Genomic DNA, 23,992 nt, shown 5'->3' with positions numbered 1-23,992 from the left:
TAACAACTGCGATTAGATAGTCAGAATGCCAATCGCTGTTACAACGGTCAGGATAGCAGCCAGGCCGTAGAATACCCATTTGCCAGCAGGCACGTGGATTTTCAGGTCATGCATCGCGTGGTGCATACGGTGTAAACCACACCACAGCGGCAGAACAATCATCAGGAACAGAAACGCACGTCCGATGAAGCTCTGAGCGAATGCCATAATGCGCTCATAGCTCAGCGCATCGCCCGGGAACAGACCCAGCGGCAGCATAATACCAACCAGCAGAACCACTACCGGCGCAATGATTGCGCCCCACATACCACCTGCACCAAACAGACCCCAGAATACAGGTTCGTCAGAGCGTTTTGGATTTGGATTAATCATCCCGGACTCCTTACCAGTACAGGGCTACATACAGTATGACTACGGTCACTACCGCAGTAACTACCCAGAGACCTTTGATGATCGGCTCTGGCCCCATTTTTTCGTCTTTTACGATGATGTTGGCGGCTTTCGGCGCCAGCTCAAACCAGGTTTTGGTATGCAGCAGTGCTGCAGCCAGGACAACCAGGTTGAGGATGACCACCACCGGGTTTTGCAAAAAGCCGACAAAGCCCATCCAGGACTCAGCACCATGCTTCAGAGCAAACAGGCCGAAAATCAGTTCAATACTGAACCAGACTGCCGGAACTGCCGTGCCTTCGCGCAGCATGTAAAAGCGATAAAATGGCAGCTTTTTCCACCAAGTGGACGTCATCGGCCGCACATAGGGTTTGCGTTTAGTCGTCATCATGCACTCCTTAGCGTGGTTTCAGGGTAGCGATAAGAAAGTCTTTTGAACTTTCAACTTTACCCTGCTGAATGGCCGCAGCCGGATCGACGTGTTTCGGGCAGACTTCGGAGCAGTAGCCCACGAAAGTACAGGTCCAGACGCCGTTCGGGCTGTTCAACTGAGCCATACGCTCCTTCTTGCCGTGGTCGCGGCTATCTTCGTTATAGCGATGCGCCAGCGTAATTGCAGCCGGTCCAATGAACTCAGGGTTCAGGCCGAACTGCGGACACGCGGCGTAACACAGACCGCAGTTGATGCAACCGGAGAACTGATGATATTTCGCCATCTGCGCCGGAGTCTGGGTGTTTGGTCCCTGATCCGGAGTACGCGGGTTACCAATGATATACGGCTTGATCGCTTCCAGACTTTCGATGAAGTGCGTCATATCGACGACCAGATCGCGTTCAATCGGGAAGTTGCCCAGTGCTTCAACCTTCATACCGTTGGTGTAATCACGCAGGAAGGTTTTGCACGCCAGTTTCGGCACGTTGTTGACCATCATGCCGCAAGAGCCGCAAATTGCCATACGGCAGGACCAGCGATAGCTCAGGTCTGGTGCCAGGTTATCTTTGATGTAGCCCAACGCATCCAGCAGAGACGTGGTTTCATCATAAGGAACTTCATAGAAAGCACTGTGCGGCGCAGTATCGGTTTCCGGGTTATAGCGCACCACCTCAACTTTCAGGTTTTTCAACTCAGCCATTCGCCTTCTCCTTCTTATCGGCTGCTTCCGCTTCGCCACCGTAAACACGTTTAGCCGGTGGCAGAGTGGTGATTTTCACGTCGCTGTATTCCAGGCGAGTCGTGCCGTCAGCATCGCGGAAGGCGAGGGTATGTTTGAGGAAGTTCACGTCGTCACGCTCGGTGCAGCCTTCATCCAGACGCTGGTGCGCGCCGCGGGATTCTTTACGTGCCAGCGCGGAGTGCGCCATACATTCGGCAACGTTCAGGCCGTGACCCAGTTCAATGGTGTACAGCAGGTCGGTGTTGAATACGCTGGAAGTATCAGTGATACGTACGCGCTTGAAGCGCTCCTGCAGTTCCGCCAGCTTATCAACGGTTTTCTGCATGAGTTCCGGTGTACGGTAGATGCCGCAACCTTCTTCCATGGAGATACCCATTTCGTCACGGATCTTAGACCAGTTTTCGTTACCTTCCTGGTTAACCAGATCTTTCAGACGTTTTTCAACGCCAGCAACCTGTGCATCAAGAGCTGCACTGTTTGCAGCGCCAGCTGTTGCAGCGCGTTCCGCAGCTTGTTCACCGGCCATACGACCGAAGACCACCAGTTCCGCCAGGGAGTTAGAGCCCAGACGGTTAGCGCCGTGCAGACCAACAGAGGAACATTCACCCACCGCGAACAGACCTTTAATACGGGTTTCGCAGTGCTGATCGGTTTCGATACCGCCCATGGTGTAGTGTGCGGTCGGGCGTACCGGGATCGGTTCTTTAACCGGATCGACACCCACGTAGGCTTTCGCCAGTTCGCAGATGAACGGTAAACGTTCGAGCAGTTTTTTCTCGCCGAGATGGCGCAGGTCGAGGTGAACAACATCGCCACGTGGGGTGGAGATGGTGTTGCCTTTACGCCATTCGTGCCAGAAAGCCTGAGAAACTTTGTCACGCGGACCGAGTTCCATGTATTTGTTTTTCGGCTCGCCCAGCGGAGTTTCTGGACCCATGCCGTAGTCTTGCAGATAACGGTAGCCATTTTTGTTGACCAGAATACCACCTTCACCACGGCAGCCTTCAGTCATCAGGATACCGGAACCAGGCAGACCTGTTGGGTGATACTGAACGAATTCCATATCACGCAGCGGAACGCCGTGGCTCAGTGCCATGCCCATACCGTCGCCGGTTACGATGCCGCCGTTGGTGTTGTAACGATAAACACGACCCGCGCCGCCCGTTGCCATCACGACTGCGTTAGCACGGATTTGTACCAGGGTGCCTTCCATCATGTTCATGGCGACCAGGCCGCGAGCATGACCGTCGTCCACCAGGATATCCAGAACGAAGTGTTCATCAAAGCGCTGAATTTGCGGGAACTGCAAAGAAGTTTGGAACAGCGTATGCAGCATGTGGAAGCCGGTTTTATCCGCGGCAAACCAGGTACGCTCGATTTTCATGCCGCCGAAGCGACGTACGTTGACGCTACCGTCTTCACGGCGGCTCCATGGGCAGCCCCATTGTTCCAGTTGCGTCATTTCAGTTGGGCAGTGGTGGACAAAGTAATCCACGACATCCTGCTCACACAGCCAGTCTCCGCCTGCTACCGTATCGTGAAAATGGTAGTCAAAGCTGTCATGATCCTGCGCGACAGCAGCAGAGCCGCCTTCGGCAGCAACGGTATGGCTGCGCATTGGGTACACTTTTGAGATCAGTGCGATTTTAGCGTTGGGATTTGCTTGTGCGGCAGCAATTGCTGCACGCAATCCCGCGCCACCGGCGCCTATAATGGCAAGATCGGCTTGAAAGGTTTGCACGACATTCCTCCAGATTGTTGTTATTTCATCCCCGCCCGAATTCAGATGCTTAATCGGATTCAAACAGGTTATGAACGCGTTTCCACTGCTCCTTTATAGGTACAATAGTATAGTCTTAGGGATGTGAGGGAAATTTGACGTGTTCGATTTTTTTAGCGTATCAGAGGGCTGAATTATCATTGAATTTGATTAATTTAATTACTAAACCACCCAATGTTGCTTTTTTTACCCGCCAGCCAGTGTTTATTATTCCCGCGTGAAATTTGTCTCGCTAGCGCGATACGAGTAGACTTCGTGCCCTTGTCTGAAATCGGAGAAACAACCATGAGCGAAACGGCAACCTGGCAGCCGAGCGCGTCCATCCCCAATCTGTTAAAACGTGCAGCAATTATAGCGGAGATTCGTCGCTTTTTTGCCGATCGTGGAGTGCTTGAGGTTGAGACACCTTGCATGAGTCAGGCGACGGTAACGGACATCCACCTGTTCCCGTTCGAAACGCGTTTCGTTGGCCCTGGTCATTCCCAGGGGATGAACCTCTATTTAATGACCAGCCCGGAATACCATATGAAGCGCCTGCTGGTCGCAGGATGTGGCCCGGTGTATCAGCTATGTCGCAGCTTCCGTAATGAAGAGATGGGACGTCATCATAATCCTGAGTTCACCATGCTTGAGTGGTATCGCCCACACTACGACATGTATCGCCTGATGAACGAAGTGGATGATTTGCTGCAGCAAGTGCTGGACTGTTCACCTGCCGAAAGCCTTTCTTACCAGCAAGCTTTCCAGCGTCATCTGGAGATTGACCCGCTGTCTGCGGATAAAACCCAACTGCGGGAAGTGGCGGCGAAGCTGGATCTCAGCAATATCGCGGATACTGAAGAGGACCGGGATACCTTGCTGCAACTGCTGTTTACAATGGGCGTTGAGCCACATATTGGCAAAGACAAACCAACGTTTGTGTACCATTTCCCGGCCAGTCAGGCGTCACTGGCACAAATCAGTACCGAAGATCATCGAGTGGCTGAACGTTTCGAGGTTTATTACAAAGGTATTGAGCTAGCGAATGGTTTCCATGAGTTGACTGATGCACGTGAACAGCAGCAACGATTCGAGCAGGATAATCGTAAACGTGCCGCGCGCGGCCTGCCGCAGCAGCCCATTGACACCAACCTGCTTGAAGCGTTGAAGGTTGGGATGCCGGATTGCTCTGGCGTGGCGCTGGGTGTTGACCGTCTGGTGATGCTGGCGCTGGGCGCTGAGAGTCTGGCTGACGTTATCGCCTTTACCGTCGATCGTGCATAACGGGTTATCCCTCTACAATACAAAGTGGCGATAAAACCGCCACTTTGTAGCACATTTTTTCACTTTCCCTCTAATGGCCACAATTTATATCTGGATATCTGATATCGTTTAGGTATCAATTCTGTGTTGATTTTTAATTGCTGAACTCTGCAAAGAGAGCGGTGCCAATCGGTGAGCGGCGTTTGCGAAACGCTTGCCAGAGTAAGGGATAGTTGAATGACCCAAACAATAAAGAAGATGAGCCTGCCAGGTCTCATCCTTATGATATTTACGTCAGTTTTTGGATTTGCCAATAGCCCTTCGGCTTTCTATTTAATGGGATACAGTGCTATTCCATGGTATGTATTTTCTGCATTATTATTCTTTATTCCATTTGCTTTAATGATGGCGGAAATGGGTTCTGCCTATCGGAAAGAAGAGGGTGGAATCTATTCGTGGATGAATAATAGCGTTGGACCTCGCTATGCCTTTATCGGCACCTTTATGTGGTTCTCCTCCTATGTTATCTGGATGGTCAGTACTGCCGCGAAAGTCTGGGTACCTTTTTCAACCTTCTTATTTGGCGCAGACATGACCCAGCACTGGCGTATCGTGGGGCTTGAGCCTACGCAAGTCGTCGGACTGCTCGCTGTTGGCTGGATGATTCTGGTGACCTGTGTGGCATCCCGGGGTATTAATAAGATTGCGCGTATTACGGCAGTAGGCGGAATTGCCGTAATGTGTCTTAATTTAGTTCTGTTGTTAGTGAGTGTCGCTATTTTGTTATTAACTGGTGGCCACTTTGCACAGGATATTAATTTCATCTCCTCACCTAATCCCGGATATCAGTCCGGGCTGGCAATGTTGTCATTTGTTGTGTTTGCCATTTTTGCTTATGGCGGAATTGAAGCTGTAGGGGGACTGGTTGATAAAACAGAAAAACCAGAAAAGAACTTTGCTAAAGGCATTGTTTTTGCCGCTATTGTCATTTCTGTGGGTTATTCGCTGGCCATCTTTTTATGGGGCGTTAGCACCAACTGGCAGCAGGTATTAAGCAATAGCTCGGTCAACCTCGGCAATATTACTTATATCCTGATGAAGAGCCTCGGGATGACGTTGGGTAATGCGCTGCATCTTTCCCCTGAGACCGCGATGGTGATGGGTGTATGGTTTGCACGTATTACCGGGCTTTCGATGTTCCTTGCCTATACCGGTGCTTTTTTTACCCTTAGCTACTCGCCGTTGAAAGCGATTATTCAGGGTACGCCGAAGGCGTTGTGGCCCGCGCCGATGACCAAACTGAATGCCGTAGGGATGCCGACGACGGCAATGTGGTTACAGTGCCTGCTGGTGAGCCTGTTTATCCTGTTGGTTTCATTTGGTGGCGATACGGCGTCAGCGTTCTATAACAAACTGACGCTGATGGCGAACGTCTCCATGACGCTGCCGTATCTGTTCCTGGCACTGGCGTTTCCGTTCTTTAAAGCCCGTCCGGGTCTGGAAAGACCGTTTGTGGTCTTTAAAACCCGAGCGGCGACGCTGCTGGCAACGGGTGTGGTCGTTCTGGTGGTGACGTTTGCCAACGTGTTCACCATCATCCAGCCGGTAATTGAAGCCGGGGACTGGAACAGTGCCTTGTGGATGACCGGCGGCCCGATCTTCTTCTCGCTGCTGGCGATGGCGATTTATCAGAACTACAGCCGCCGCGTTGACCGTCAGCCGGTTCTGGTGACAGAGTAAATTGGGCCGTGTAGGCCGGATAAGGCAATGCCGCCATCCGGCAATCAGTATCGAATTGCCTGATGGCGCTACGCTTATCAGGCCTACAAGACCCACACTGTAGCCCGGCCTAACGCAGTGACGCCGGGATTTCCCGGTGCGAGTGTTAGCGACGTTATTACTCATACACATCGTCCATAAATAATATGGTATTTATGGACGATAGATTAGTGTTGTAATTATTTTTTAGATAAATGCTATTTACTGTGAATTATATCTTTAATCAATTGCTTTAAATGTTTTTGATATTTTATGTTTCTGTTTCTCGCTTGATGTAGTATCCAGTGGTTTACTTATCTTTTAAGCTAAGGACAGTGACATGCGTGATTCGGTTATTTTCTGTAAGGTCGACAGCTATGGTTTTCCACATTGGAATGGTGTGGATTTTCTTCGTTGGAAAACTCTTCCAACAAATTGGCGTTTTGATACAGGGACTGCACATTTATGGATATATAAAACAGCATGGTTAGTTTATCATAGAAATATGCTAAAAAAATCGGCTGAGGAAGCCCAAATCCCTCTATTGTTGTTGGCTGGTGTCGCTGCAGCAGAGGTGGGGGGGACGCCAGAAAGATTTAAGTCAGTGGGTGTATTACAAGTCAGACAAATTCTGGAAACTATCTCGCGAAGGGAGGATAAGGCCTTATCTAATGCTACTTCAGTTGGTTCTATCGCAATACAGCTGGGTGTGGCCGCTAGCACGATGGGCATCAGGCCCGATAAGTTGATCTCTTTTGAGCAGTTTCAGCTATCGAATTGTCTGCTGGATAATCGCTTTAATATTCGGGTTGTCGCGTTTCATTTGCGCGATCTTATTATGTTAAGTTACCCTGGGAAAGATACTGCTCATCTTACCGATGAGCAAATTATTATTATTGGCTCAAGATATAATCGTGGTACCCAACGAGAAATTCAAAGCATTACTGATTCTATTTCTGCTCCGGTTGGTACTAAACAGCGTGAATACAGTGAGTATGGGCGGCGAATTATTGAGAAAAAGACAGCAATAATGGAAATTATGCGAGGAGGATGAATGAATTCGAAAGCCATATCGCTGAATGTTATCTGGGGAACAGTAAGTTTCGTTCTGATTATTATTTTCTCTACCCAGGATAAAGAGTGGTTTATCGATGGGCTGGGGGTTAATAATATTTGTGACCTGATGACCTATGTTGAAAGTGATGATATCCGTGATGCTGGTATTATCTTCACGCTCCCGCTTTTTATTCCCTATATCTATGTCATTGCATACAGGAAGCAGCGTAGTTTCTGGCAGTTACTGACGGTGACGGTATTGGTTTGCTTTTGGCTATGGCGCTTCTTCCTGCGATACCAGTTCTGCCTGTAATCCAATAGTCTGGTAGCCCGGCCTAACGTAGTGACGCCGGGATTTCCCCGGCGTCGGTGCTAGCGCCCCTCGTCCGGGCTACTCAGGTATTACAAACTTCCCGCCGGGCGACTGCCTCTGCCCGCAGAACTTAACGTTCTCCCTGTTTGCTTACCCCCCAGACTCTCCAGACGCATCTGGAATGGTGGGAACGGCATATCGATACCGTGCTCGCGGAACCCTGCCAGAATCAGCTGGTGGATCTCATGGCGCAGCGGCATACGGTGTCCCATCTCTGCGGCATAGATACGCAGCTCAAAGATTTGGATCCCCTGCTGCAAGTCAACCAGAAACACTTCTGGCGCCGGGTTATCGATAACCAGTGAACAGCGGTGTGCGGCAGTCAGCAGAATCTGCGTCACCTCCTCGCTGTTAGCCTCCGACGGCGCCGGGATGGTTAACACTACGCGGGTGACCGAGTCAGATAGTGACCAGTTGATAAACTGTTCGGTGATGAACGCTTTGTTGGGCACGATGATCTCTTTGCGATCCCAGTCGCTGATGGTCGTGGCGCGGGTATTAATTTTCGTCACGCTACCGGTGAGATCGCGAATGGTTACCGTGTCGCCAATGCGGATTGGTTTTTCAAACAGGATAATCAGGCCGGAAATAAAGTTGGCGAAGATCTCCTGCAAACCAAAGCCCAGACCGACACCGAGAGCGGCCACCAGCCATTGCAGTTTGGACCACTCAATACCGATCATCGAGAAGCCAACCAGACCGCCAATCAGCATCAGCAGGTACTTGGTGATGGTGGTGATGGCGTAACCGGTGCCGGGGGTTAAATCCAGATGTTGCAGCAGCGCCAGTTCCAGCAACGCGGGCAGGTTGCGTACTAATTGGGTGGTGATGATAAACACCAGAATTGCGATAAGCACCGCGCCCAGCGTGATCGGCTCAAGGCTTTCCACGCCCTGCACCGTGGAGGTGACATCCCATAACGAGATGTTTTCCAGAAAGCCGAAAGCGGAATGAATTTCTGACCACAGCACAATGACCGAGAGCAGGGCGATAAGCATCAGGATAGAACGCACCAGACGCAGCGATTGCGCGCTGATAGCATCCAGATCCACTTCGCTTTCATCAACATCAATTGTGCCTTCAAGGCTGGTGGAATGCGGCGGCTCTTCCTCACCGCGCGCGCGTTGCGCCAGCATTTCGGCGCGTCGATGCTTGGCACGATCGAATGCCAGACGGCGACGCTGGATAAGCATCCAACGGCGGATGACGTGATAGACCACCAGTAACAAGAACCAAATTGCTACCGAAGTCTCCAGGCGCGCCAGCAGGGCTTGTGATGTTGCCAGGTAGCCCACAGCTGCCGCGAGAATAGCAATCAGTGGTGCACCCATCAGCATATTCCACAGCATGCTGTTGACCATGTTGTCGCCATTGCCTTCTTTGTCGAGATACAGTGGTATGCCGGCGCGTTTCAGGCTCAGGGTTACGATCGCCAGCGCTCCGCAAATCAGGATAAAGCACAGACGTCCCAGTGAGGCGGAGAATTCCCGGTCATTGAGGTTATCAAACATAATCACCGCCATGATCAGCGGGACAATCAGCCCGATACTCATCAGGTAATAGTGCATGGCCTTCGCGACACGGTTACGCGGCCAGCCAAAGTGGGCGATGAACAACCCGTTGGGGCGCGCGAAGGTGGCGCAAATCATTACCGCCCATAGCATAGGCACCGTGGCGGTAACGCCATCGCCGATAGCAACAGCCAGCGGGTAAGGCCAGGCTTCCTGCAACCCGTAACCGAGCGTTGCCCATAGCACTGGCAGCGGTGAGGCGACGAGTATCGACCAGAATACCGTGCGTATCGTCAGCCAGAAGTGATCCTGGGTTACTTTACCAACACGCGCTGACGAGCGTTCCAGAAAGCGGGTAAAGTGTTTACGTGAAGAAAGGCTAAACCCAACCAGCACCAGTGCACCGAACAGTGGTAGCAGTGTTTCCTTGCTGGTCAGCATCATGATAGTGGCTTTGCCAAGCTGATTAAATGTATCGAGTGAGATCAGACGGCGCAGGTCCTGAACAATGTCGACGGGCCAGGAGAGCGAGATGGGGCTGACGTCTGATGTCCAGAACAGATAACGGTGCGTCGCCTCGTTGACCTCCTTCAGGGCGTCTTCCAGTTGGCTATTGGAGACTTTTAGCTTAGTGAGCTCGAGGATCAGCGTATCGCCACCCTGTAGCAGAGAGTTCAGTAGTTCACGCTGAGTGCGTAGCTGGGCGTTGAGAATGCTGCTCTGTTCAGCCGTTAGCGGTTGTCCATCGGCCTGATGAATCTGACGCAATTGCGGCTGTTTATTGAGGAGATCCTCATAGCGCATACGGTGTACGCGTAGCTGCGCCATTTCGGTATCCAACTGCTGGGGCTTGGGCATTTCCGGTAAACGGGATACCTGCGCGCGCAGCGCTTCTCCCAGCATATTTGAGACCCCCAGCCACTGGGACTGCTCTCGCAGCGTATTCAATGCCTGGCGCACCTGTAACGTTTGGCTGGCGGCCTGACGCTGTTGCGAGGCAACCAGGTCCATACGCTGCGCCTGCTGGTTTAAGGCCTGAGACAGTTCGCGGTTAACTTTAAACTGGTCAATGATGCCTTCCGGCAGTCCCGCGCTGTTTTCTGCCAACAGTTCCGTGCTCTCCAGCGCACGTTCGGCTTCACGCTGGCGCTGGCTGTTGAGTTGGTTGCGTAATGCTTGCAGATAAGCGTCGAGTTGTTGGCTCTGCTTTTCTGCCAGTTCGGAGCGCATTCGCGCCAGTTCCTGGCGGTTGTTTGCGGAAAGCTGCGCCAGCTCCAGTTCATCGACCTGGGCTTTGAGTTTGGCGGATTCCGCCTGCATCGCCTGATTGAGCGCTGAGTTACTGTTAGCTGTACCCAGGCGTCGCTCAATATCATTTAACTGGCGGCGAGCATCGGTTTGTTGCTGAGGAAGCTGGCTTAACGAGTCGGCGATTTCCCGGGCGCGATCCTGCTCCTGTTGAGCCTGGCGGCTTTTATCCAGTAACTGACTGCTGACCTGAAGGATCTCCTGGTTTAATGCATCCGTCGTGAGGCCGGTCGGTACGCTACGCGGTTCGTCGCGCAGGTTGTTTAGCTGCGCGCGTAATGTTGCGGACAGCTTGGGGAAGTTATCGATAACCTGCTGATATTGTTCAGCACGCTCAAGGGAGCCTTTCCGCTCTTCGAGAGCATTCAGCGCGGACTGGAGCGCCTCGACGGTTTCTGGCTGAGCGGGTTTTGCCGCCTTTGCCTGCTCCAGTTCCTGGGTGAGTTGTTTGGCATCGGGGGCCGTCGCAGCGTACGCCCCCAGGCTGAGGCACCAGGCCATCAGAAAAGTGATAATCAGGCGCACAGCAGCGATTCCTATGTTTAACTTTCGTCTTTTTTGTCGTCAACCAGCGGGCTGGCGTCGTGTTCTGCTTCGATCTCTTCTTTCGGCAATGGCGCGGGTTCTGCCTCTGGCGTCACGAAGGTCTCGGTAGAGATGGCCATCGGCTGGCCGATTTTGGTCACGGAAAGATCCTGCAACTGCTCAACCAGGTTAACTTTGCCAGGTGCGAACAGGTTGATGACGGTAGAACCGAGCTTAAAGCGGCCCATTTCCTGACCTTTCAGCAGCGCCACCGACCCTTCGCTTTCGCCTTCCGGCCATGTCCAGCGTTTGATGACGCCTTCACGCGGTGGGGTAATGGTGCCAGCCCATACGGTTTCAATGCTGCCGACGATGGTCGCGCCGACCAGAATCTGCACCATCGGGCCGAATTCGGTATCAAACAGGCAAATAACACGTTCGTTGCGGGCAAACAGGTTCGGCACGTTCTGCGCGGTCAGGATGTTCACAGAGAAGAGATCGCCCGGCACATACATCATTTCACGCAGGATACCGTTACACGGCATGTGTACACGGTGGTAATCGCGTGGAGATAAGTAAGTGGTCACAAACGTACCGTTGCGGAATTTGTCAGCCATCTGGTAGTTGCCAGCCAGCAGCGCTTCAAGGGTATAGCTATGCCCTTTAGCCTGCAGCAATTTGTCTTCTTCGATGTTGCCTAACTGGTTGATCACGCCGTCAGCGGGCATGACCAGTACGTTTGGATCGGTATTAATCGGGCGAGCATCGTCGCGCAGCGGGCGAACAAAGAAGTCGTTAAAGGTGCGATAGCTGGCAGTGTCCGGCTTTTGCGCCTCTTTCATATCGACCTTGTAGTATTTCACGAACAGATCGATAACCAGTTTAGTCAGCCATCCCGCTCGTTTGCTCGCACCCCAACCCGCCAGGCGAGTGAGCCATAGTTTCGGCAGAATGTATTGTAGCGAAAGCTTAAATGAGTTTAACAAGGTAGCCTCCAGGCCATAATTTGTTCCCGATCCGGCATATGGGCCGGATCCTGAAAAAAGGGGGACGATTCTAGCGATGCTTAGCTTAGTTGTCAGTCGTCTGTATCAGAAAAGTTTTTACGCGTTTTTACCTGCGCCATGCTTTCCAGGATGCGGTGATAATTTTCAAACCGAACCTCAGCAATTTTCCCTTCCTCGACAGCTTCACGAATTGCACAGCCCGGATCTGCATCATGTTTACAGTCGCGGTACTTGCAATGACCTAAATAGTCATGAAATTCGACAAAGCCATCAGTGATTTGTTCCGGTTCAAGATGCCACAGCCCAAACTCACGTACACCGGGGGAGTCGATGACATCGCCGCCGTGAGGGAAGTGGTACAGGCGAGAAGCTGTTGTGGTGTGCTGCCCAAGACCAGAGTTGTCGGAGACATCATTGGTCAGGATCTCTTCCTGCAGGCCGAGAAGATTATTGAGCAGGCTGGATTTACCTACGCCCGACTGACCGGCGAAAATGCTGATGCGATCGGTTAACGCTTTTTCAAGCGGTTTCAGGCCGTCTTTAGTGCGGCTTGAGACCATCAACACGCGATAACCAATGTGGCGATAAATATCCATCTGCTCGTTAACGAAGGCCATACCTTCGTCGTCCAGCAGATCAATTTTGTTGAGTACGATGATGGGCTCTACGTGCAAGGTTTCGCAAGCCACCAGATAGCGGTCGATAATATTCAGTGACAGCTCAGGTAAGATGGCTGAGACAATTACGATTTGATCGATGTTGGCCGCAATGGGTTTCACCCCGTCGTAAAAGTCCGGGCGAGTGAGTACTGAGATACGCTCATGTACCGCCTCAACGATCCCTTTAACATTCACGCCCTCTGCTGCCGCTTTACCCGGACGCCAGACTACACGATCGCCGGTAACCAGCGAACGAATGGTACGGCGGATGTTGCAACGGTGAATTTTCCCGCCAGCAGACTCTACGTCGGCATGCATGCCAAAACGGCTGATAACGATGCCTTCAGCGGTCTCGCCAAACAGGTTGTCGTCGTAGTCGGGCTTCTCCGCGGACGTTTTAAGACGACGCTGGTGATTGGCGTTCACGCGGCGCTGTTGGCCTTTGGAGAGTTTATTCTTACTCAATCGGACTGGCTCCTGGTCGCCCATGATGGGCAAAACATTTATGATACACGCAATTTTAGATGAATATAGTCACACTGAATGTGACGTCTGAAGGGTGGAAAATAGCATGAGTGCCAATGAAAACAACCTGATTTGGATCGATCTGGAGATGACAGGTCTGGATCCCGAGCGCGATCGCATTATTGAGATCGCTACGCTAGTGACTGATGCCAACCTGAATATCCTGGCTGAAGGACCGACAATTGCGGTGCATCAGTCTGATGAGCAACTGGCGTTAATGGATGACTGGAACGTACGTACGCATACCGGAAGTGGGCTGGTGGAACGCGTAAAAGCGAGCACCATGGGCGATCGTGAAGCCGAACTGGCGACGCTGGCCTTTTTAAAAGAGTGGGTTCCGGAAGGGAAATCACCTATCTGTGGCAACAGCATCGGCCAGGATCGCCGTTTCCTGTTTAAATACATGCCGGAGCTGGAGGCATATTTCCATTATCGCTATCTGGACGTCAGTACGCTCAAAGAACTGGCGCGTCGTTGGAAGCCGGAAATCCTGGCTGGCTTCACCAAGCAGGGTACGCATCAGGCGATGGACGATATTCGTGAATCGGTTGCCGAGCTTGCTTACTATCGCGAACATTTCATTAAGCTTTGATTTTGTGGATTGCCGGGTGGCGGCTACGCCTTACCCGGCTTACGAATATCGTTCCTGTGAGCTTGCACTGAGGCAGAATTGTCGCTAAATTAGACGACTTGCCGATAAATTCAGCACTTAAACAGAAAAATGAGAAAATCGCTTTTCGGGGGGTTGCAGCTAAACGGATTTCTCGTATAATGCGCCTCCCGTAACGACAGAGAATTACGCGTTACGGCAGCAACAAAAGCAGTACAGATTTGCGGGAATAGCTCAGTTGGTAGAGCACGACCTTGCCAAGGTCGGGGTCGCGAGTTCGAGTCTCGTTTCCCGCTCCAAAATTTGAAAATGCTTGTAAAGCAAAGACACACCCAAGCGGGAATAGCTCAGTTGGTAGAGCACGACCTTGCCAAGGTCGGGGTCGCGAGTTCGAGTCTCGTTTCCCGCTCCAAAATTTGAAAGTGCTTATAAAGCACAGACCACCAATCGCAGGATTTCGAATTGCGACAAGGCGGCAACTGAATGAGTCCTTAGGAACTTACTGAAGTAAGTGACTCAGGTGAATGAAGGCAGCCAACGCAATAGCGGTTCGAAAGACGAAGATTATGCGGGAATAGCTCAGTTGGTAGAGCACGACCTTGCCAAGGTCGGGGTCGCGAGTTCGAGTCTCGTTTCCCGCTCCAAATTCTTACCCCAATAAAAATATCCACAACGAATAATCGCGTTGGGGACGTTTTGTTTCGTCATCGACATACTTTTGTAAACAGACTTATCCACAGGCTCGGGTATTATTCCTGGAATACAAAAAACTTCGCTGGGTGAATAGTATCATTTTAACTATTTGAAATTATTGAACTAATTATCATTTCAAATTGTTAATGCGATCACTTGACGATTTTTTCCCTCTTGAATCTCAATGTGTTTTTATTTTTATACACAAGCTGTGGATGACTTACGCGTCGCGCGGCAGACCCTTTTCAATGACCCTGACCAAACGTTGTTTCTTCGGTAACTGCACCTCAACTACGCAGGCATTTCGCTTCTCAATTTGCTGAGCAACCGCCCAGTCTATGTGTTCGTCGAGAAGTGGGTGCTCACCTCTGCGACTTTCCAGAGCGTGAATAACCGCGTCATCCCATGGGGCATTACCCAACGCAACGGCGATATTTCGCAGCCAGCGCAGGTGGCCAATACGGCGAATGGCAGAACCTTCCGTGACTTTTAAAAACCACGCTTCGCTCCAGCTAAACAGCGCTATTAACTCTGGAGCATGAAGCTGCTTGCGCGGGTTGAAGTCATCCTCTGTCGTCAACTGTGAATAGCGGTTCCACGGGCAAATGAGCTGGCAATCATCGCAGCCGTAAATTCTATTGCCCATCAAGGGACGAAATTCTTCCGGGATCGGGCCTTCCAGTTCGATAGTGAGATAAGAGATGCAGCGGCGCGCATCTACGGTGTAGGGTTCAACGATGGCCCCGGTGGGACAGATTGTCATGCAGGCGACGCATTTCCCGCAGCCTTCTTCTGCTGGTTGGTCGACCGGCAAGGGTAAATCGATCAGTAATTCCCCGAGGAAGAAAAATGAACCGGCTTCGCGATTGAGGATTAGTGAGTGCTTACCTGTCCAGCCAAGTCCGGCTTTTTCCGCCAAAGGACGCTCAAGAATGGGCGCGGAATCGACAAAAGGTCTAAAATTCAGCGAAACGCAGTGCTGTTGAATCCTCTCCCCCAGCTTTTTTAAGCGGTTACGCAGTAGCTTATGGTAGTCGCGCCCAAGCGCGTAACGGCTGACGTAACCGAGTGAGGGGTTTTTCAACGTGCTGGCAAAGGCGGCATTAGCAGGCAGATAGTTCATACGTACGCTGATGACGCGTAGCGTACCGGGTAATAATTCGTGAGGTCGGGCGCGCATCATGCCGTGACGGGCCATCCAGTCCATCTCGCCGTGGTATTGTTTATCCAGCCAGGCCTGCAGTTTGGGCTCCGCTTCGCTGAGGTCGGTATCGGCAATACCGACCTGCTGAAAGCCAAGCTCCAGCCCCCACTGCTTAATATTTTGCGCTAACTGATTGAGATCGAGGGGCTCTGACATGACGGACCATACAATGAAGAAAAACCCCGCAAGTATACCACACTCCATCTGGCACGCCGATGACATCAGGCGGATGGAGCGAGAGGCGGCAGACAGTTTAGGGCTGACGTTGTATGAGCTGATGCAACGGGCGGGAGAGGCGGCGTTTCAGGTCACCCGCGAGGCCTATCCGAATGCCCAACACTGGCTGGTGCTCTGCGGTCATGGCAACAACGGCGGTGATGGTTACGTGGTGGCAAGGCTTGCCAAAGCGCTGGGGCTTGAAGTCACGTTGCTGGCGCTCGAGAGTGATAAACCGCTCCCCGAGGAAGCGCGGCAGGCGCACGACGCCTGGCTTAACGCCGGTGGCGTGATTCATGCTGCGGATATTAACTGGCCAGACAGCGTGGACGTCATTATTGATGCGCTGTCAGGTACTGGCTTAAAAAACGCGCCGCGTGAACCTCTCCCGGCGTTGATCGAACGTGCCAATAGCCACCCAGCCCCTACAATCGCAATCGACATTCCATCCGGCCTACTGGCGCAGACAGGGGCGACGCCGGGGGCTGTCATCAACGCTGCGCACACCGTTACCTTTATTGCGCTCAAGCCAGGTCTGCTCACCGGTAAAGCACGCGATGTCACCGGGCGTCTGCATGTTAACGCACTCGGGCTGGACGACTGGCTGGCGGGGCAGAACGCGCCGCTGCAACGTTTTGATGCTCAACAGCTTGCGCACTGGCTAACGCCGCGTCGTCCCACCTCACACAAAGGCTCCCACGGTCGGCTGGTGATTATCGGCGGCGACCACGGCACGGCAGGCGCAATACGCATGGCCGGTGAAGCGGCGCTGCGCGCAGGAGCCGGGCTGGTCAAAGTGCTGACGCGCAGTGAAAACATTGCGCCTGTTCTGACTGCCAGACCAGAACTGATGGTCGATGCGCTGACGCCGCAGACTCTGGAAGAGTGTCTGGCATGGGCGGATGTTGTAGTGATAGGACCAGGGCTTGGTCAGCAGGAGTGGGGCAAAAAAGCGTTGCAAAAAGTAGAGAATTTTCGCAAACCGATGCTCTGGGATGCGGATGCGCTGAACCTGCTGGCAATCAATCCCGATAAACGTCACAATCGCGTGATCACGCCGCATCCTGGTGAAGCCGCGCGGCTGCTGGGCTGTTCCATTGCAGAAATTGAAGACGATCGCTTACTTTGTGTGCAACGTCTGGTAAAACGGTACGGAGGCGTGGTTGTGCTGAAAGGCGCGGGTACGGTTGTTGCTGCTGAACAGGCTGAGCTGGGTATTATTGATACCGGCAATGCCGGGATGGCCAGCGGCGGAATGGGTGATGTGCTTTCCGGTATTATTGGCGCATTGCTCGGACAGAAGCTTACCCCGTATGATGCAGCCTGTGCGGGATGTGTTGCGCATGGTGCGGCAGCGGATGTGCTGGCGGCGCGTTTTGGTACGCGTGGCATGCTGGCGACAGATCTCTTTACCACGCTACAGCGTATTGTTAACCCTGATGTGATTGACGTTTATCATGATGAATCGAGTAATTCCACTACCTGATGAACAGGCGACTTTAGACCTGGGACTGCGGGTAGCTAAAGCCTGTGACGGCGCGACGGTAATTTATTTGTACGGCGACCTGGGGGCGGGTAAAACCACTTTCAGCCGGGGATTCCTGCAGGCGTTAGGCCACAAAGGTAATGTAAAAAGCCCCACCTACACGCTGGTTGAACCCTATGCGCTCGATAATTTGATGGTATATCACTTCGATCTGTACCGACTTGCGGACCCGGAGGAGCTGGAATTTATGGGGATCCGCGATTATTTTGCCAATGATGCCATCTGCCTGGTGGAATGGCCGCAACAAGGTAAAGGTGTACTACCAGACCCGGACGTCGAAATACACATTGAATATCAGGCGCAAGGTCGTGAGGCGCGCGTAAGTGCTGTCTCCTCATCGGGTGAATTATTGCTGGCGCGTTTAGCCGATTAACCTTAAGGGTGGCGGGATGATTTATCGCATCAGAAACTGGCTGATGGCAACCCTGGTCCTGCTGTGCGCGCAGGCAGGGGCCGCCAGCCTCTCCGATCTTCAGGTTTCCAATGGCGATCAACAGGCGCGGATTACGCTGAGCTTTATTGGCGATCCTGAATACGCCGTGACTCAGGACGGGAAACGCACCGTCTCGTTGGATATTAAACAAACCGGTGTCATTCAGGGATTACCGCTGCTGTTTAGCGGCAATAATCTGGTGAAATCTATCCGTTCCGGCACGCCAAAAGATGCGCAGTCTCTGCGCCTGGTGGTGGATTTAACCGAGAACGGCAAAGCCGAAGCCGTTAAACGTCAGAACGGTGGCAATTATACCGTTGTGTTTACCATCAAAGCGGATGCGCCGCCGCCGCCACCACCGCCAGTGGTGGCGAAGCGTGTTGAAGCGCCGGTTGTCGCCCCTCGTCCTGCCGAGCCTGCGCGTAACCCGTTTAAAGCGGAAAATGATCGCACGACGATCGTTACTAACAGTAATACCTCCACACGACCTGCGGCGCGCGCCAGCACCGGTAACGGCGATAAAGTGGTTATTGCCATTGATGCCGGACACGGCGGGCAGGATCCGGGGGCGATTGGCCCTGGCGGCACGCGTGAGAAAAACGTCACGATTGCCGTGGCGCGCAAACTGCGCAGCTTGCTCAATGATGACCCGATGTTTAAAGGCGTACTCACCCGTGATGGCGATTATTTTATCTCGGTGATGGGGCGTTCAGACGTCGCGCGTAAACAAAACGCCAATTTCCTGGTCTCTATTCATGCGGATGCCGCGCCAAACCGGGATGCCACCGGCGCTTCCGTTTGGGTGCTGTCGAACCGTCGGGCGAACAGTGAGATGGCCGGCTGGCTGGAACAGCACGAGAAGCAATCAGAGCTGTTGGGCGGCGCGGGCGATGTGCTGGCAAACAGCCAGTCCGATCCTTATCTCAGCCAGGCCGTGCTGGACCTGCAGTTCGGCCATTCGCAACGTGTCGGGTATGATGTGGCGACCAGCATGATCGGCCAGTTAGAACGTATTGGCTCGATGCATAAGCGTCGTCCTGAACACGCCAGTCTGGGGGTATTACGTTCGCCTGATATCCCGTCAGTGCTGGTTGAGACCGGCTTTATCAGTAACAACAGCGAAGAGCGTCTGTTGGCGAGTGATGATTATCAGCAGCAGCTGGCCGAGGCGATTTACAAAGGATTGCGTAACTATTTCCAGGCGCACCCGATGCAAACCGGGCCGCAGGGCGCACAGGCGCAAACCGCCAGTGCGGTATCGCCTGGTAACACGTTAACAAATTAAGGATTAGCCATGCCGATTCAGGTTCTACCGCTACAGCTGGCGAACCAGATTGCCGCAGGCGAGGTGGTAGAACGGCCTGCGTCAGTGGTGAAAGAGCTAGTGGAAAACAGCATTGATGCTGGTGCGACGCGCATTGATATTGATATAGAGCGCGGTGGTGCGAAGCTTATCCGTATTCGTGACAACGGCTGCGGGATTAAAAAAGACGAGCTGGCGTTGGCGCTGGCGCGTCATGCCACCAGTAAAATTGCCTCGCTTGACGATCTCGAGGCCATCGTGAGCCTCGGATTTCGCGGCGAAGCGCTGGCCAGCATTAGCTCAGTCTCTCGTTTAACCCTGACGTCGCGGACACAAGAGCAGCCTGAGGCCTGGCAAGCCTATGCTGAAGGGCGCGACATGGATGTGACGGTTAAACCTGCCGCGCATCCGGTGGGTACTACGCTGGAAGTGCTGGATCTGTTTTACAACACGCCAGCCCGACGCAAGTTTATGCGCACCGAGAAAACCGAATTTAACCACATCGACGAAATTATTCGCCGCATTGCGTTGGCGCGTTTCGATGTGACAATTAATTTGTCACACAACGGCAAAATGGTGCGCCAGTATCGTGCCGTAGCGGCGGATGGACAAAAAGAGCGTCGACTGGGCGCGATTTGCGGCACGCCGTTTCTGGAACATGCGCTGGCGATTGAATGGCAGCATGGCGATTTAACCCTGCGCGGCTGGGTGGCCGATCCGAACCACATAACGGCAGCGCTGGCGGAAATCCAGTACTGCTATGTGAATGGCCGGATGATGCGCGACCGGCTGATCAACCATGCTATCCGCCAGGCCTGTGAAGATAAGCTGGGAGCCGATCAACAACCCGCTTTTGTGCTGTATCTGGAAATCGACCCGCATCAGGTGGATGTTAACGTACATCCTGCCAAACATGAGGTCCGTTTTCATCAATCCCGCCTGGTGCACGATTTTATTTACCAGGGCGTGTTGAGCGTCCTGCAACAGCAGCTTGAAACATCGCTGCCGTTGGCTGACGACAATGAGCCTGCCCCAAGGCACATCCCGGAAAACCGTGTCGCCGCCGGACGTAACCATTTTGCCGAACCGACTCCCGCGCGCGAACCAGCGACACCGCGTTACTCTGCTTCCACTGGCGCTGGAAGCAGCAGTAGTGGCGCAGGCCGTCAGGCAGCGAGCTGGCCGCATGCCCAGCCTGGATATCAAAAGCAGCAGGGCGAAATTTATCAGCGCCTGCTGCAGACACCGGCTCCAATGCACAAACCACCGGTCACTGAAACGCCGGCAGCACCTCTTACCGGTAACAGTCAAGGGTTTGGAAGGGTGCTGACTATCGTAGGGACCGACTGTGCATTACTGGAAAGCGATAGCCAGATTCGGCTGCTGGCGTTACCTGTTGCGGAACGGTGGTTGCGGCAGGCGCAGCTTACGCCCGGCCAGGCCCCTGTTTGCGCTCAGCCATTGCTGATCCCGTTACGTCTAAAAGTCACCGCTGACGAAAAAGCAGCGTTGCAAAAAGGGCAGAGCCAACTGGCCGATTTGGGGATTGAATTTCAGCTGGATGCGCAGCATGTGACCATCCGGGCGGTGCCTTTACCCTTACGCCAACAAAATTTACAAATCTTGATTCCTGAACTGATAGGCTACCTGGCGCAGCAAACCGTATTCGAAGCGGGCAACATTGCGCAGTGGATTGCACGTAACCTGATGAGCGAGCATCCGCAGTGGAGTATGGCCCAGGCGATTACTCTGTTGGCGGATGTTGAGCGGCTATGCCCACAACTCGTGAAGGCACCGCCGGGTGGTCTGTTACAACCTGTTGATTTACATTCGGTAATGAACGCCCTGAAACATGAGTGATACCTGTAAGGCGAGCCTGCCAAAGGCGATTTTCTTGATGGGGCCAACGGCCTCCGGTAAAACAGCATTAGCAATTGAATTGCGTAAAGTTTTGCCCGTAGAGTTGATAAGCGTTGATTCCGCCCTTATTTACAAGGGGATGGATATCGGCACCGCGAAGCCTGATGCTAATGAATTGAAGGCCGCACCACACCGATTGCTGGATATTCGTGATCCGGCGCAAGCGTATTCTGCTGCGGATTTTCGTCGCGATGCGCTAGCCGAGATGGCCGATATCACTGCAGCGGGGCGTATCCCACTGTTAGTGGGTGGCACTATGTTATATTTCAAAGCCTTGCTTGAAGGGTTGTCACCGTTACCGTCGGCGGACCCGGGGGTCAGGGCCAGAATCGAGCAGCAGGCGGCAGAGCTTGGATGGGACGCGTTACACCGACAGCTTCAGGAGATTGACCCGGTAGCTGCAGCGCGGATTCATCCAAATGATCCGCAAAGACTTTCCCGGGCACTGGAAGTTTTTTTCATTTCGGGTAAAACTTTAACGGAGCTGACGCAAACGTCAGGAGATGCTTTGCCGTATGAGGTGCACCAGTTTGCGATCGCTCCGGCGAGCCGTGAATTGCTCCATCAGCGAATTGAGCAGCGTTTTCATCAGATGTTAGCTTCAGGTTTTGAAGCAGAAGTCCGGGCGCTTTTTGCCCGAGGAGATTTGCATACGGATTTGCCTTCCATTCGTTGTGTCGGGTATCGCCAGATGTGGTCATACATTGAAGGCGAAATTTCATACGATGAAATGGTTTATAGAGGTGTTTGCGCCACGAGGCAGTTAGCGAAGCGGCAGATAACCTGGTTGCGTGGTTGGGAAGGGGTGCACTGGCTTGACAGTGAAAAGCCTGACCAGGCGCGAAACGAAGTATTACAGGTTGTTGGTGCTATCGCGAACTGAATGTGTACAATTGAAACGTATCGTGCGCAATTTTTCAGAACCATAAGGTTCAATACGCAAAGTCATTCAAGTTGCATCAAGGCAGCAAGAGAGTGAATCCCCAGGAGCTTGCTCAAGTAAGTGACAGGGGGGAACGAACGTCGCTAACGTAGAGGCAACCTGAAGGATGAAGCGTATTAAGTACAAATAAGCATATAAGGAAAAGAGAGAATGGCTAAGGGGCAATCTTTACAAGATCCGTTCCTGAACGCACTGCGTCGGGAACGTGTTCCAGTTTCTATTTATTTGGTGAATGGTATTAAGCTGCAAGGTCAAATCGAGTCTTTTGATCAGTTCGTGATCCTGTTGAAAAACACGGTCAGCCAGATGGTTTATAAGCACGCGATTTCTACTGTTGTCCCGTCTCGCCCGGTTTCTCATCACAGCAATAATGCCACCGGCGGCACTGGCAGCAACTACCATCACGGTAGCAACGCGCAAGGTTCATCTGCGCAACAGGACAGCGAAGAAACCGAATAAGGTTGTTAGCTGTTTTACACACGGGGAGCCAGCGATCCTGCGTTCCCCGTTGATATATATTAAGGGGTTGACGCTTGTTTGACCGTTATGATGCCGGTGAGCAGGCGGTACTGGTACACATCTATTTTTCGCAAGACAAAGATATGGAAGACCTCCAGGAGTTTGAATCTCTGGTTTCTTCCGCCGGTGTCGAAGCAATGCAGGTGATTACCGGGAGCCGTAAAGCACCGCACCCGAAGTATTTTGTTGGTGAAGGTAAGGCAATCGAAATTGCCGAAGCCGTAAAAGCGACTGGCGCTGCGGTGGTGATTTTTGATCATGCTCTAAGCCCCGCCCAGGAACGTAACCTGGAACAGTTGTGCCAGTGTCTTGTTATCGACAGGACTGGTCTTATTTTAGATATTTTTGCCCAGCGTGCGCGCACCCATGAGGGTAAGTTGCAGGTTGAGCTGGCGCAGTTGCGCCATATGGCTACACGCCTGGTCCGTGGCTGGACTCACCTTGAAAGGCAAAAGGGCGGGATTGGTTTGCGTGGTCCGGGTGAAACCCAGCTCGAAACTGACCGTCGTTTGCTGCGTAATCGCATTTTGCAAATACAGTCGCGCCTGGAAAAAGTTGAAAAGCAACGTGAGCAGGGGCGGCAGTCGCGCAAGAAAGCGGATGTCCCAACCGTATCACTGGTGGGATATACCAACGCCGGAAAATCCACCCTGTTCAACCAGATAACAGAAGCCCGGGTCTACGCAGCGGACCAGCTGTTTGCGACCCTGGATCCGACGCTGCGTCGAATAGACGTAGCGGATGTCGGTGAAACCGTGCTGGCGGATACCGTAGGGTTTATCCGTCATTTACCGCACGACCTGGTGGCGGCGTTTAAAGCCACCCTGCAGGAAACTCGTCAGGCGACATTGCTGCTGCACGTCATTGATGCAGCAGATTTTCGTGTACAGGAAAACATCGAGGCCGTCGATACGGTGCTCGAAGAGATCGATGCGCATGAGATCCCGACTCTGTTGGTGATGAATAAAATCGATATGCTGGATGATTTTGAACCGCGTATCGACAGAGATGAAGAGAATAAACCCATTCGCGTTTGGGTTTCAGCGCAAACGGGAATAGGTATACCACAGCTTTTTCAGGCTTTGACAGAGCGACTTTCCGGTGAGGTTGCGCAACATACGTTGCGTTTGCCGCCGCAGGAAGGGCGACTGAGAAGCCGGTTTTACCAACTTCAGGCAATAGAGAAAGAGTGGATGGAGGAGGACGGCAGCGTAGGTCTGCAGGTTCGTATGCCGATCGTAGACTGGCGTCGCCTCTGTAAACAAGAACCGGCACTGGAAGACTATGTTGTCTGAC

Annotated in this window: 20 protein-coding genes and 3 tRNA genes; 15 read left to right on the top strand and 8 right to left on the bottom strand. The window is 52.7% G+C overall.

Going from position 1 to position 23,992, the window contains the following annotated elements; genetic code table 11:
• Nucleotides 1–12: 12 nt before the first annotated feature.
• Genes frdD through frdA form a run of 4 tightly spaced genes read right to left on the bottom strand, consistent with a single transcriptional unit; the run spans nucleotide 13 to nucleotide 3,306 of the window.
• Nucleotides 13–372 (bottom strand): fumarate reductase subunit FrdD, encoded by a 360-nt coding sequence (gene frdD, locus HV041_RS18005; protein ID WP_048212909.1) that lies wholly within the window; start codon nucleotides 370–372, stop codon nucleotides 13–15.
• 10 nt (nucleotides 373–382) lie between these two features.
• Nucleotides 383–778: a fumarate reductase subunit FrdC gene (gene frdC / locus HV041_RS18000; RefSeq protein ID WP_048212908.1), complete on the bottom strand. Its 396-nt coding sequence runs from the start codon at nucleotides 776–778 to the stop codon at nucleotides 383–385.
• 10 nt (nucleotides 779–788) lie between these two features.
• A complete protein-coding gene (gene frdB, locus HV041_RS17995; RefSeq protein ID WP_048212907.1) occupies nucleotides 789–1,523 on the bottom strand; it encodes a fumarate reductase iron-sulfur protein in 735 nt (244 codons plus the stop codon).
• Nucleotides 1,516–3,306, bottom strand: a complete 1,791-nt coding sequence (gene frdA / locus HV041_RS17990; RefSeq protein ID WP_048212906.1) for a fumarate reductase (quinol) flavoprotein subunit — start codon at nucleotides 3,304–3,306, stop codon at nucleotides 1,516–1,518. The genes frdB and frdA overlap by 8 nt, the downstream gene beginning before the upstream one ends.
• Before the next feature lie 324 nt (nucleotides 3,307–3,630).
• Here frdA and epmA point away from each other — a divergent pair, with 324 nt between their 5' ends.
• The 4 genes from epmA to HV041_RS17970 all read left to right on the top strand — a co-directional run bounded on the left by epmA (nucleotide 3,631) and on the right by HV041_RS17970 (nucleotide 7,714).
• Nucleotides 3,631–4,608: an elongation factor P--(R)-beta-lysine ligase gene (epmA, locus tag HV041_RS17985; protein WP_048212905.1), complete on the top strand. Its 978-nt coding sequence runs from the start codon at nucleotides 3,631–3,633 to the stop codon at nucleotides 4,606–4,608.
• 216 nt (nucleotides 4,609–4,824) lie between these two features.
• The gene (yjeM, locus tag HV041_RS17980) at nucleotides 4,825–6,327 is read left to right on the top strand and encodes a glutamate/gamma-aminobutyrate family transporter YjeM (RefSeq protein WP_048212904.1); all 1,503 of its coding nucleotides are present in this window, start codon (nucleotides 4,825–4,827) and stop codon (nucleotides 6,325–6,327) included.
• 358 nt (nucleotides 6,328–6,685) lie between these two features.
• Nucleotides 6,686–7,399: a hypothetical protein gene (locus HV041_RS17975; protein WP_182294252.1), complete on the top strand. Its 714-nt coding sequence runs from the start codon at nucleotides 6,686–6,688 to the stop codon at nucleotides 7,397–7,399.
• Nucleotides 7,400–7,714 (top strand): YjeO family protein, encoded by a 315-nt coding sequence (locus HV041_RS17970; RefSeq protein ID WP_003025555.1) that lies wholly within the window; start codon nucleotides 7,400–7,402, stop codon nucleotides 7,712–7,714. It begins immediately after the preceding gene.
• 89 nt (nucleotides 7,715–7,803) lie between these two features.
• On the opposite strand, the gene mscM is transcribed toward HV041_RS17970, so the two are convergent.
• The 3 genes from mscM to rsgA all read right to left on the bottom strand — a co-directional run bounded on the left by mscM (nucleotide 7,804) and on the right by rsgA (nucleotide 13,249).
• Nucleotides 7,804–11,118 (bottom strand): miniconductance mechanosensitive channel MscM, encoded by a 3,315-nt coding sequence (gene mscM, locus HV041_RS17965; RefSeq protein WP_121585369.1) that lies wholly within the window; start codon nucleotides 11,116–11,118, stop codon nucleotides 7,804–7,806.
• 17 nt (nucleotides 11,119–11,135) lie between these two features.
• Nucleotides 11,136–12,104: an archaetidylserine decarboxylase gene (gene asd, locus HV041_RS17960; protein ID WP_116361263.1), complete on the bottom strand. Its 969-nt coding sequence runs from the start codon at nucleotides 12,102–12,104 to the stop codon at nucleotides 11,136–11,138.
• 92 nt (nucleotides 12,105–12,196) lie between these two features.
• Nucleotides 12,197–13,249 (bottom strand): small ribosomal subunit biogenesis GTPase RsgA, encoded by a 1,053-nt coding sequence (gene rsgA, locus HV041_RS17955; RefSeq protein ID WP_168216518.1) that lies wholly within the window; start codon nucleotides 13,247–13,249, stop codon nucleotides 12,197–12,199.
• 106 nt (nucleotides 13,250–13,355) lie between these two features.
• Between rsgA and orn the strand changes: the two genes are divergently transcribed.
• From orn to HV041_RS17935, 4 genes are all read left to right on the top strand, one after another.
• A complete protein-coding gene (gene orn / locus HV041_RS17950; protein WP_003839477.1) occupies nucleotides 13,356–13,901 on the top strand; it encodes an oligoribonuclease in 546 nt (181 codons plus the stop codon).
• Between the two features lie 241 nt (nucleotides 13,902–14,142).
• Nucleotides 14,143–14,218 (top strand) — tRNA-Gly (locus HV041_RS17945).
• A gap of 37 nt (nucleotides 14,219–14,255) precedes the next feature.
• Nucleotides 14,256–14,331 (top strand) — tRNA-Gly (locus HV041_RS17940).
• Between the two features lie 156 nt (nucleotides 14,332–14,487).
• Nucleotides 14,488–14,563 (top strand) — tRNA-Gly (locus HV041_RS17935).
• Nucleotides 14,564–14,832: 269 nt separating this feature from the next.
• Here HV041_RS17935 and queG read toward each other — a convergent pair.
• Entirely contained in the window at nucleotides 14,833–15,972 is a 1,140-nt protein-coding gene (gene queG / locus HV041_RS17930) for a tRNA epoxyqueuosine(34) reductase QueG (protein WP_121585371.1), read from the bottom strand.
• Between queG and nnr the strand changes: the two genes are divergently transcribed.
• The 7 genes from nnr to hflX all read left to right on the top strand — a co-directional run bounded on the left by nnr (nucleotide 15,971) and on the right by hflX (nucleotide 23,991).
• Nucleotides 15,971–17,518, top strand: a complete 1,548-nt coding sequence (gene nnr / locus HV041_RS17925; RefSeq protein WP_121585372.1) for a bifunctional ADP-dependent NAD(P)H-hydrate dehydratase/NAD(P)H-hydrate epimerase — start codon at nucleotides 15,971–15,973, stop codon at nucleotides 17,516–17,518. The two genes, queG and nnr, sit on opposite strands and share 2 nt — an antisense overlap.
• Entirely contained in the window at nucleotides 17,490–17,951 is a 462-nt protein-coding gene (gene tsaE / locus HV041_RS17920) for a tRNA (adenosine(37)-N6)-threonylcarbamoyltransferase complex ATPase subunit type 1 TsaE (protein WP_048212897.1), read from the top strand. Before nnr ends, tsaE begins: the two co-directional genes overlap by 29 nt.
• Before the next feature lie 16 nt (nucleotides 17,952–17,967).
• Nucleotides 17,968–19,296 (top strand): N-acetylmuramoyl-L-alanine amidase AmiB, encoded by a 1,329-nt coding sequence (amiB, locus tag HV041_RS17915; protein WP_121585373.1) that lies wholly within the window; start codon nucleotides 17,968–17,970, stop codon nucleotides 19,294–19,296.
• 9 nt (nucleotides 19,297–19,305) lie between these two features.
• Nucleotides 19,306–21,174, top strand: a complete 1,869-nt coding sequence (gene mutL / locus HV041_RS17910; RefSeq protein ID WP_121585374.1) for a DNA mismatch repair endonuclease MutL — start codon at nucleotides 19,306–19,308, stop codon at nucleotides 21,172–21,174.
• Entirely contained in the window at nucleotides 21,167–22,117 is a 951-nt protein-coding gene (miaA, locus tag HV041_RS17905) for a tRNA (adenosine(37)-N6)-dimethylallyltransferase MiaA (protein ID WP_121585375.1), read from the top strand. Before mutL ends, miaA begins: the two co-directional genes overlap by 8 nt.
• A gap of 210 nt (nucleotides 22,118–22,327) precedes the next feature.
• Nucleotides 22,328–22,636, top strand: a complete 309-nt coding sequence (gene hfq, locus HV041_RS17900; protein WP_003025584.1) for an RNA chaperone Hfq — start codon at nucleotides 22,328–22,330, stop codon at nucleotides 22,634–22,636.
• 74 nt (nucleotides 22,637–22,710) lie between these two features.
• Complete coding sequence (gene hflX / locus HV041_RS17895) at nucleotides 22,711–23,991, top strand: ribosome rescue GTPase HflX (RefSeq protein ID WP_003025589.1); 1,281 nt, start codon at nucleotides 22,711–22,713, stop codon at nucleotides 23,989–23,991.
• The last annotated feature ends 1 nt before the right edge of the window (nucleotide 23,992 follow it).

The organism is Citrobacter sp. RHBSTW-00029, from assembly GCF_014104295.1.
GTDB lineage: Bacteria > Pseudomonadota > Gammaproteobacteria > Enterobacterales > Enterobacteriaceae > Citrobacter > Citrobacter youngae.
This window is presented reverse-complemented; position numbering and strand designations above follow the sequence as displayed.

Coding starts and splice junctions, on each gene's coding strand:
- frdB (WP_048212907.1), bottom strand. CDS start 1,523: ATGGCTGAGTTGAAAAACCTGAAAGTTGAGGTGGTGCGCTATAACCCG.
- nnr (WP_121585372.1), top strand. CDS start 15,971: ATGACGGACCATACAATGAAGAAAAACCCCGCAAGTATACCACACTCC.
- miaA (WP_121585375.1), top strand. CDS start 21,167: ATGAGTGATACCTGTAAGGCGAGCCTGCCAAAGGCGATTTTCTTGATG.
- hfq (WP_003025584.1), top strand. CDS start 22,328: ATGGCTAAGGGGCAATCTTTACAAGATCCGTTCCTGAACGCACTGCGT.
- queG (WP_121585371.1), bottom strand. CDS start 15,972: ATGTCAGAGCCCCTCGATCTCAATCAGTTAGCGCAAAATATTAAGCAG.
- amiB (WP_121585373.1), top strand. CDS start 17,968: ATGATTTATCGCATCAGAAACTGGCTGATGGCAACCCTGGTCCTGCTG.
- orn (WP_003839477.1), top strand. CDS start 13,356: ATGAGTGCCAATGAAAACAACCTGATTTGGATCGATCTGGAGATGACA.
- frdC (WP_048212908.1), bottom strand. CDS start 778: ATGACGACTAAACGCAAACCCTATGTGCGGCCGATGACGTCCACTTGG.
- frdD (WP_048212909.1), bottom strand. CDS start 372: ATGATTAATCCAAATCCAAAACGCTCTGACGAACCTGTATTCTGGGGT.
- HV041_RS17970 (WP_003025555.1), top strand. CDS start 7,400: ATGAATTCGAAAGCCATATCGCTGAATGTTATCTGGGGAACAGTAAGT.
- epmA (WP_048212905.1), top strand. CDS start 3,631: ATGAGCGAAACGGCAACCTGGCAGCCGAGCGCGTCCATCCCCAATCTG.
- yjeM (WP_048212904.1), top strand. CDS start 4,825: ATGACCCAAACAATAAAGAAGATGAGCCTGCCAGGTCTCATCCTTATG.
- mutL (WP_121585374.1), top strand. CDS start 19,306: ATGCCGATTCAGGTTCTACCGCTACAGCTGGCGAACCAGATTGCCGCA.
- tsaE (WP_048212897.1), top strand. CDS start 17,490: ATGATGAATCGAGTAATTCCACTACCTGATGAACAGGCGACTTTAGAC.
- HV041_RS17975 (WP_182294252.1), top strand. CDS start 6,686: ATGCGTGATTCGGTTATTTTCTGTAAGGTCGACAGCTATGGTTTTCCA.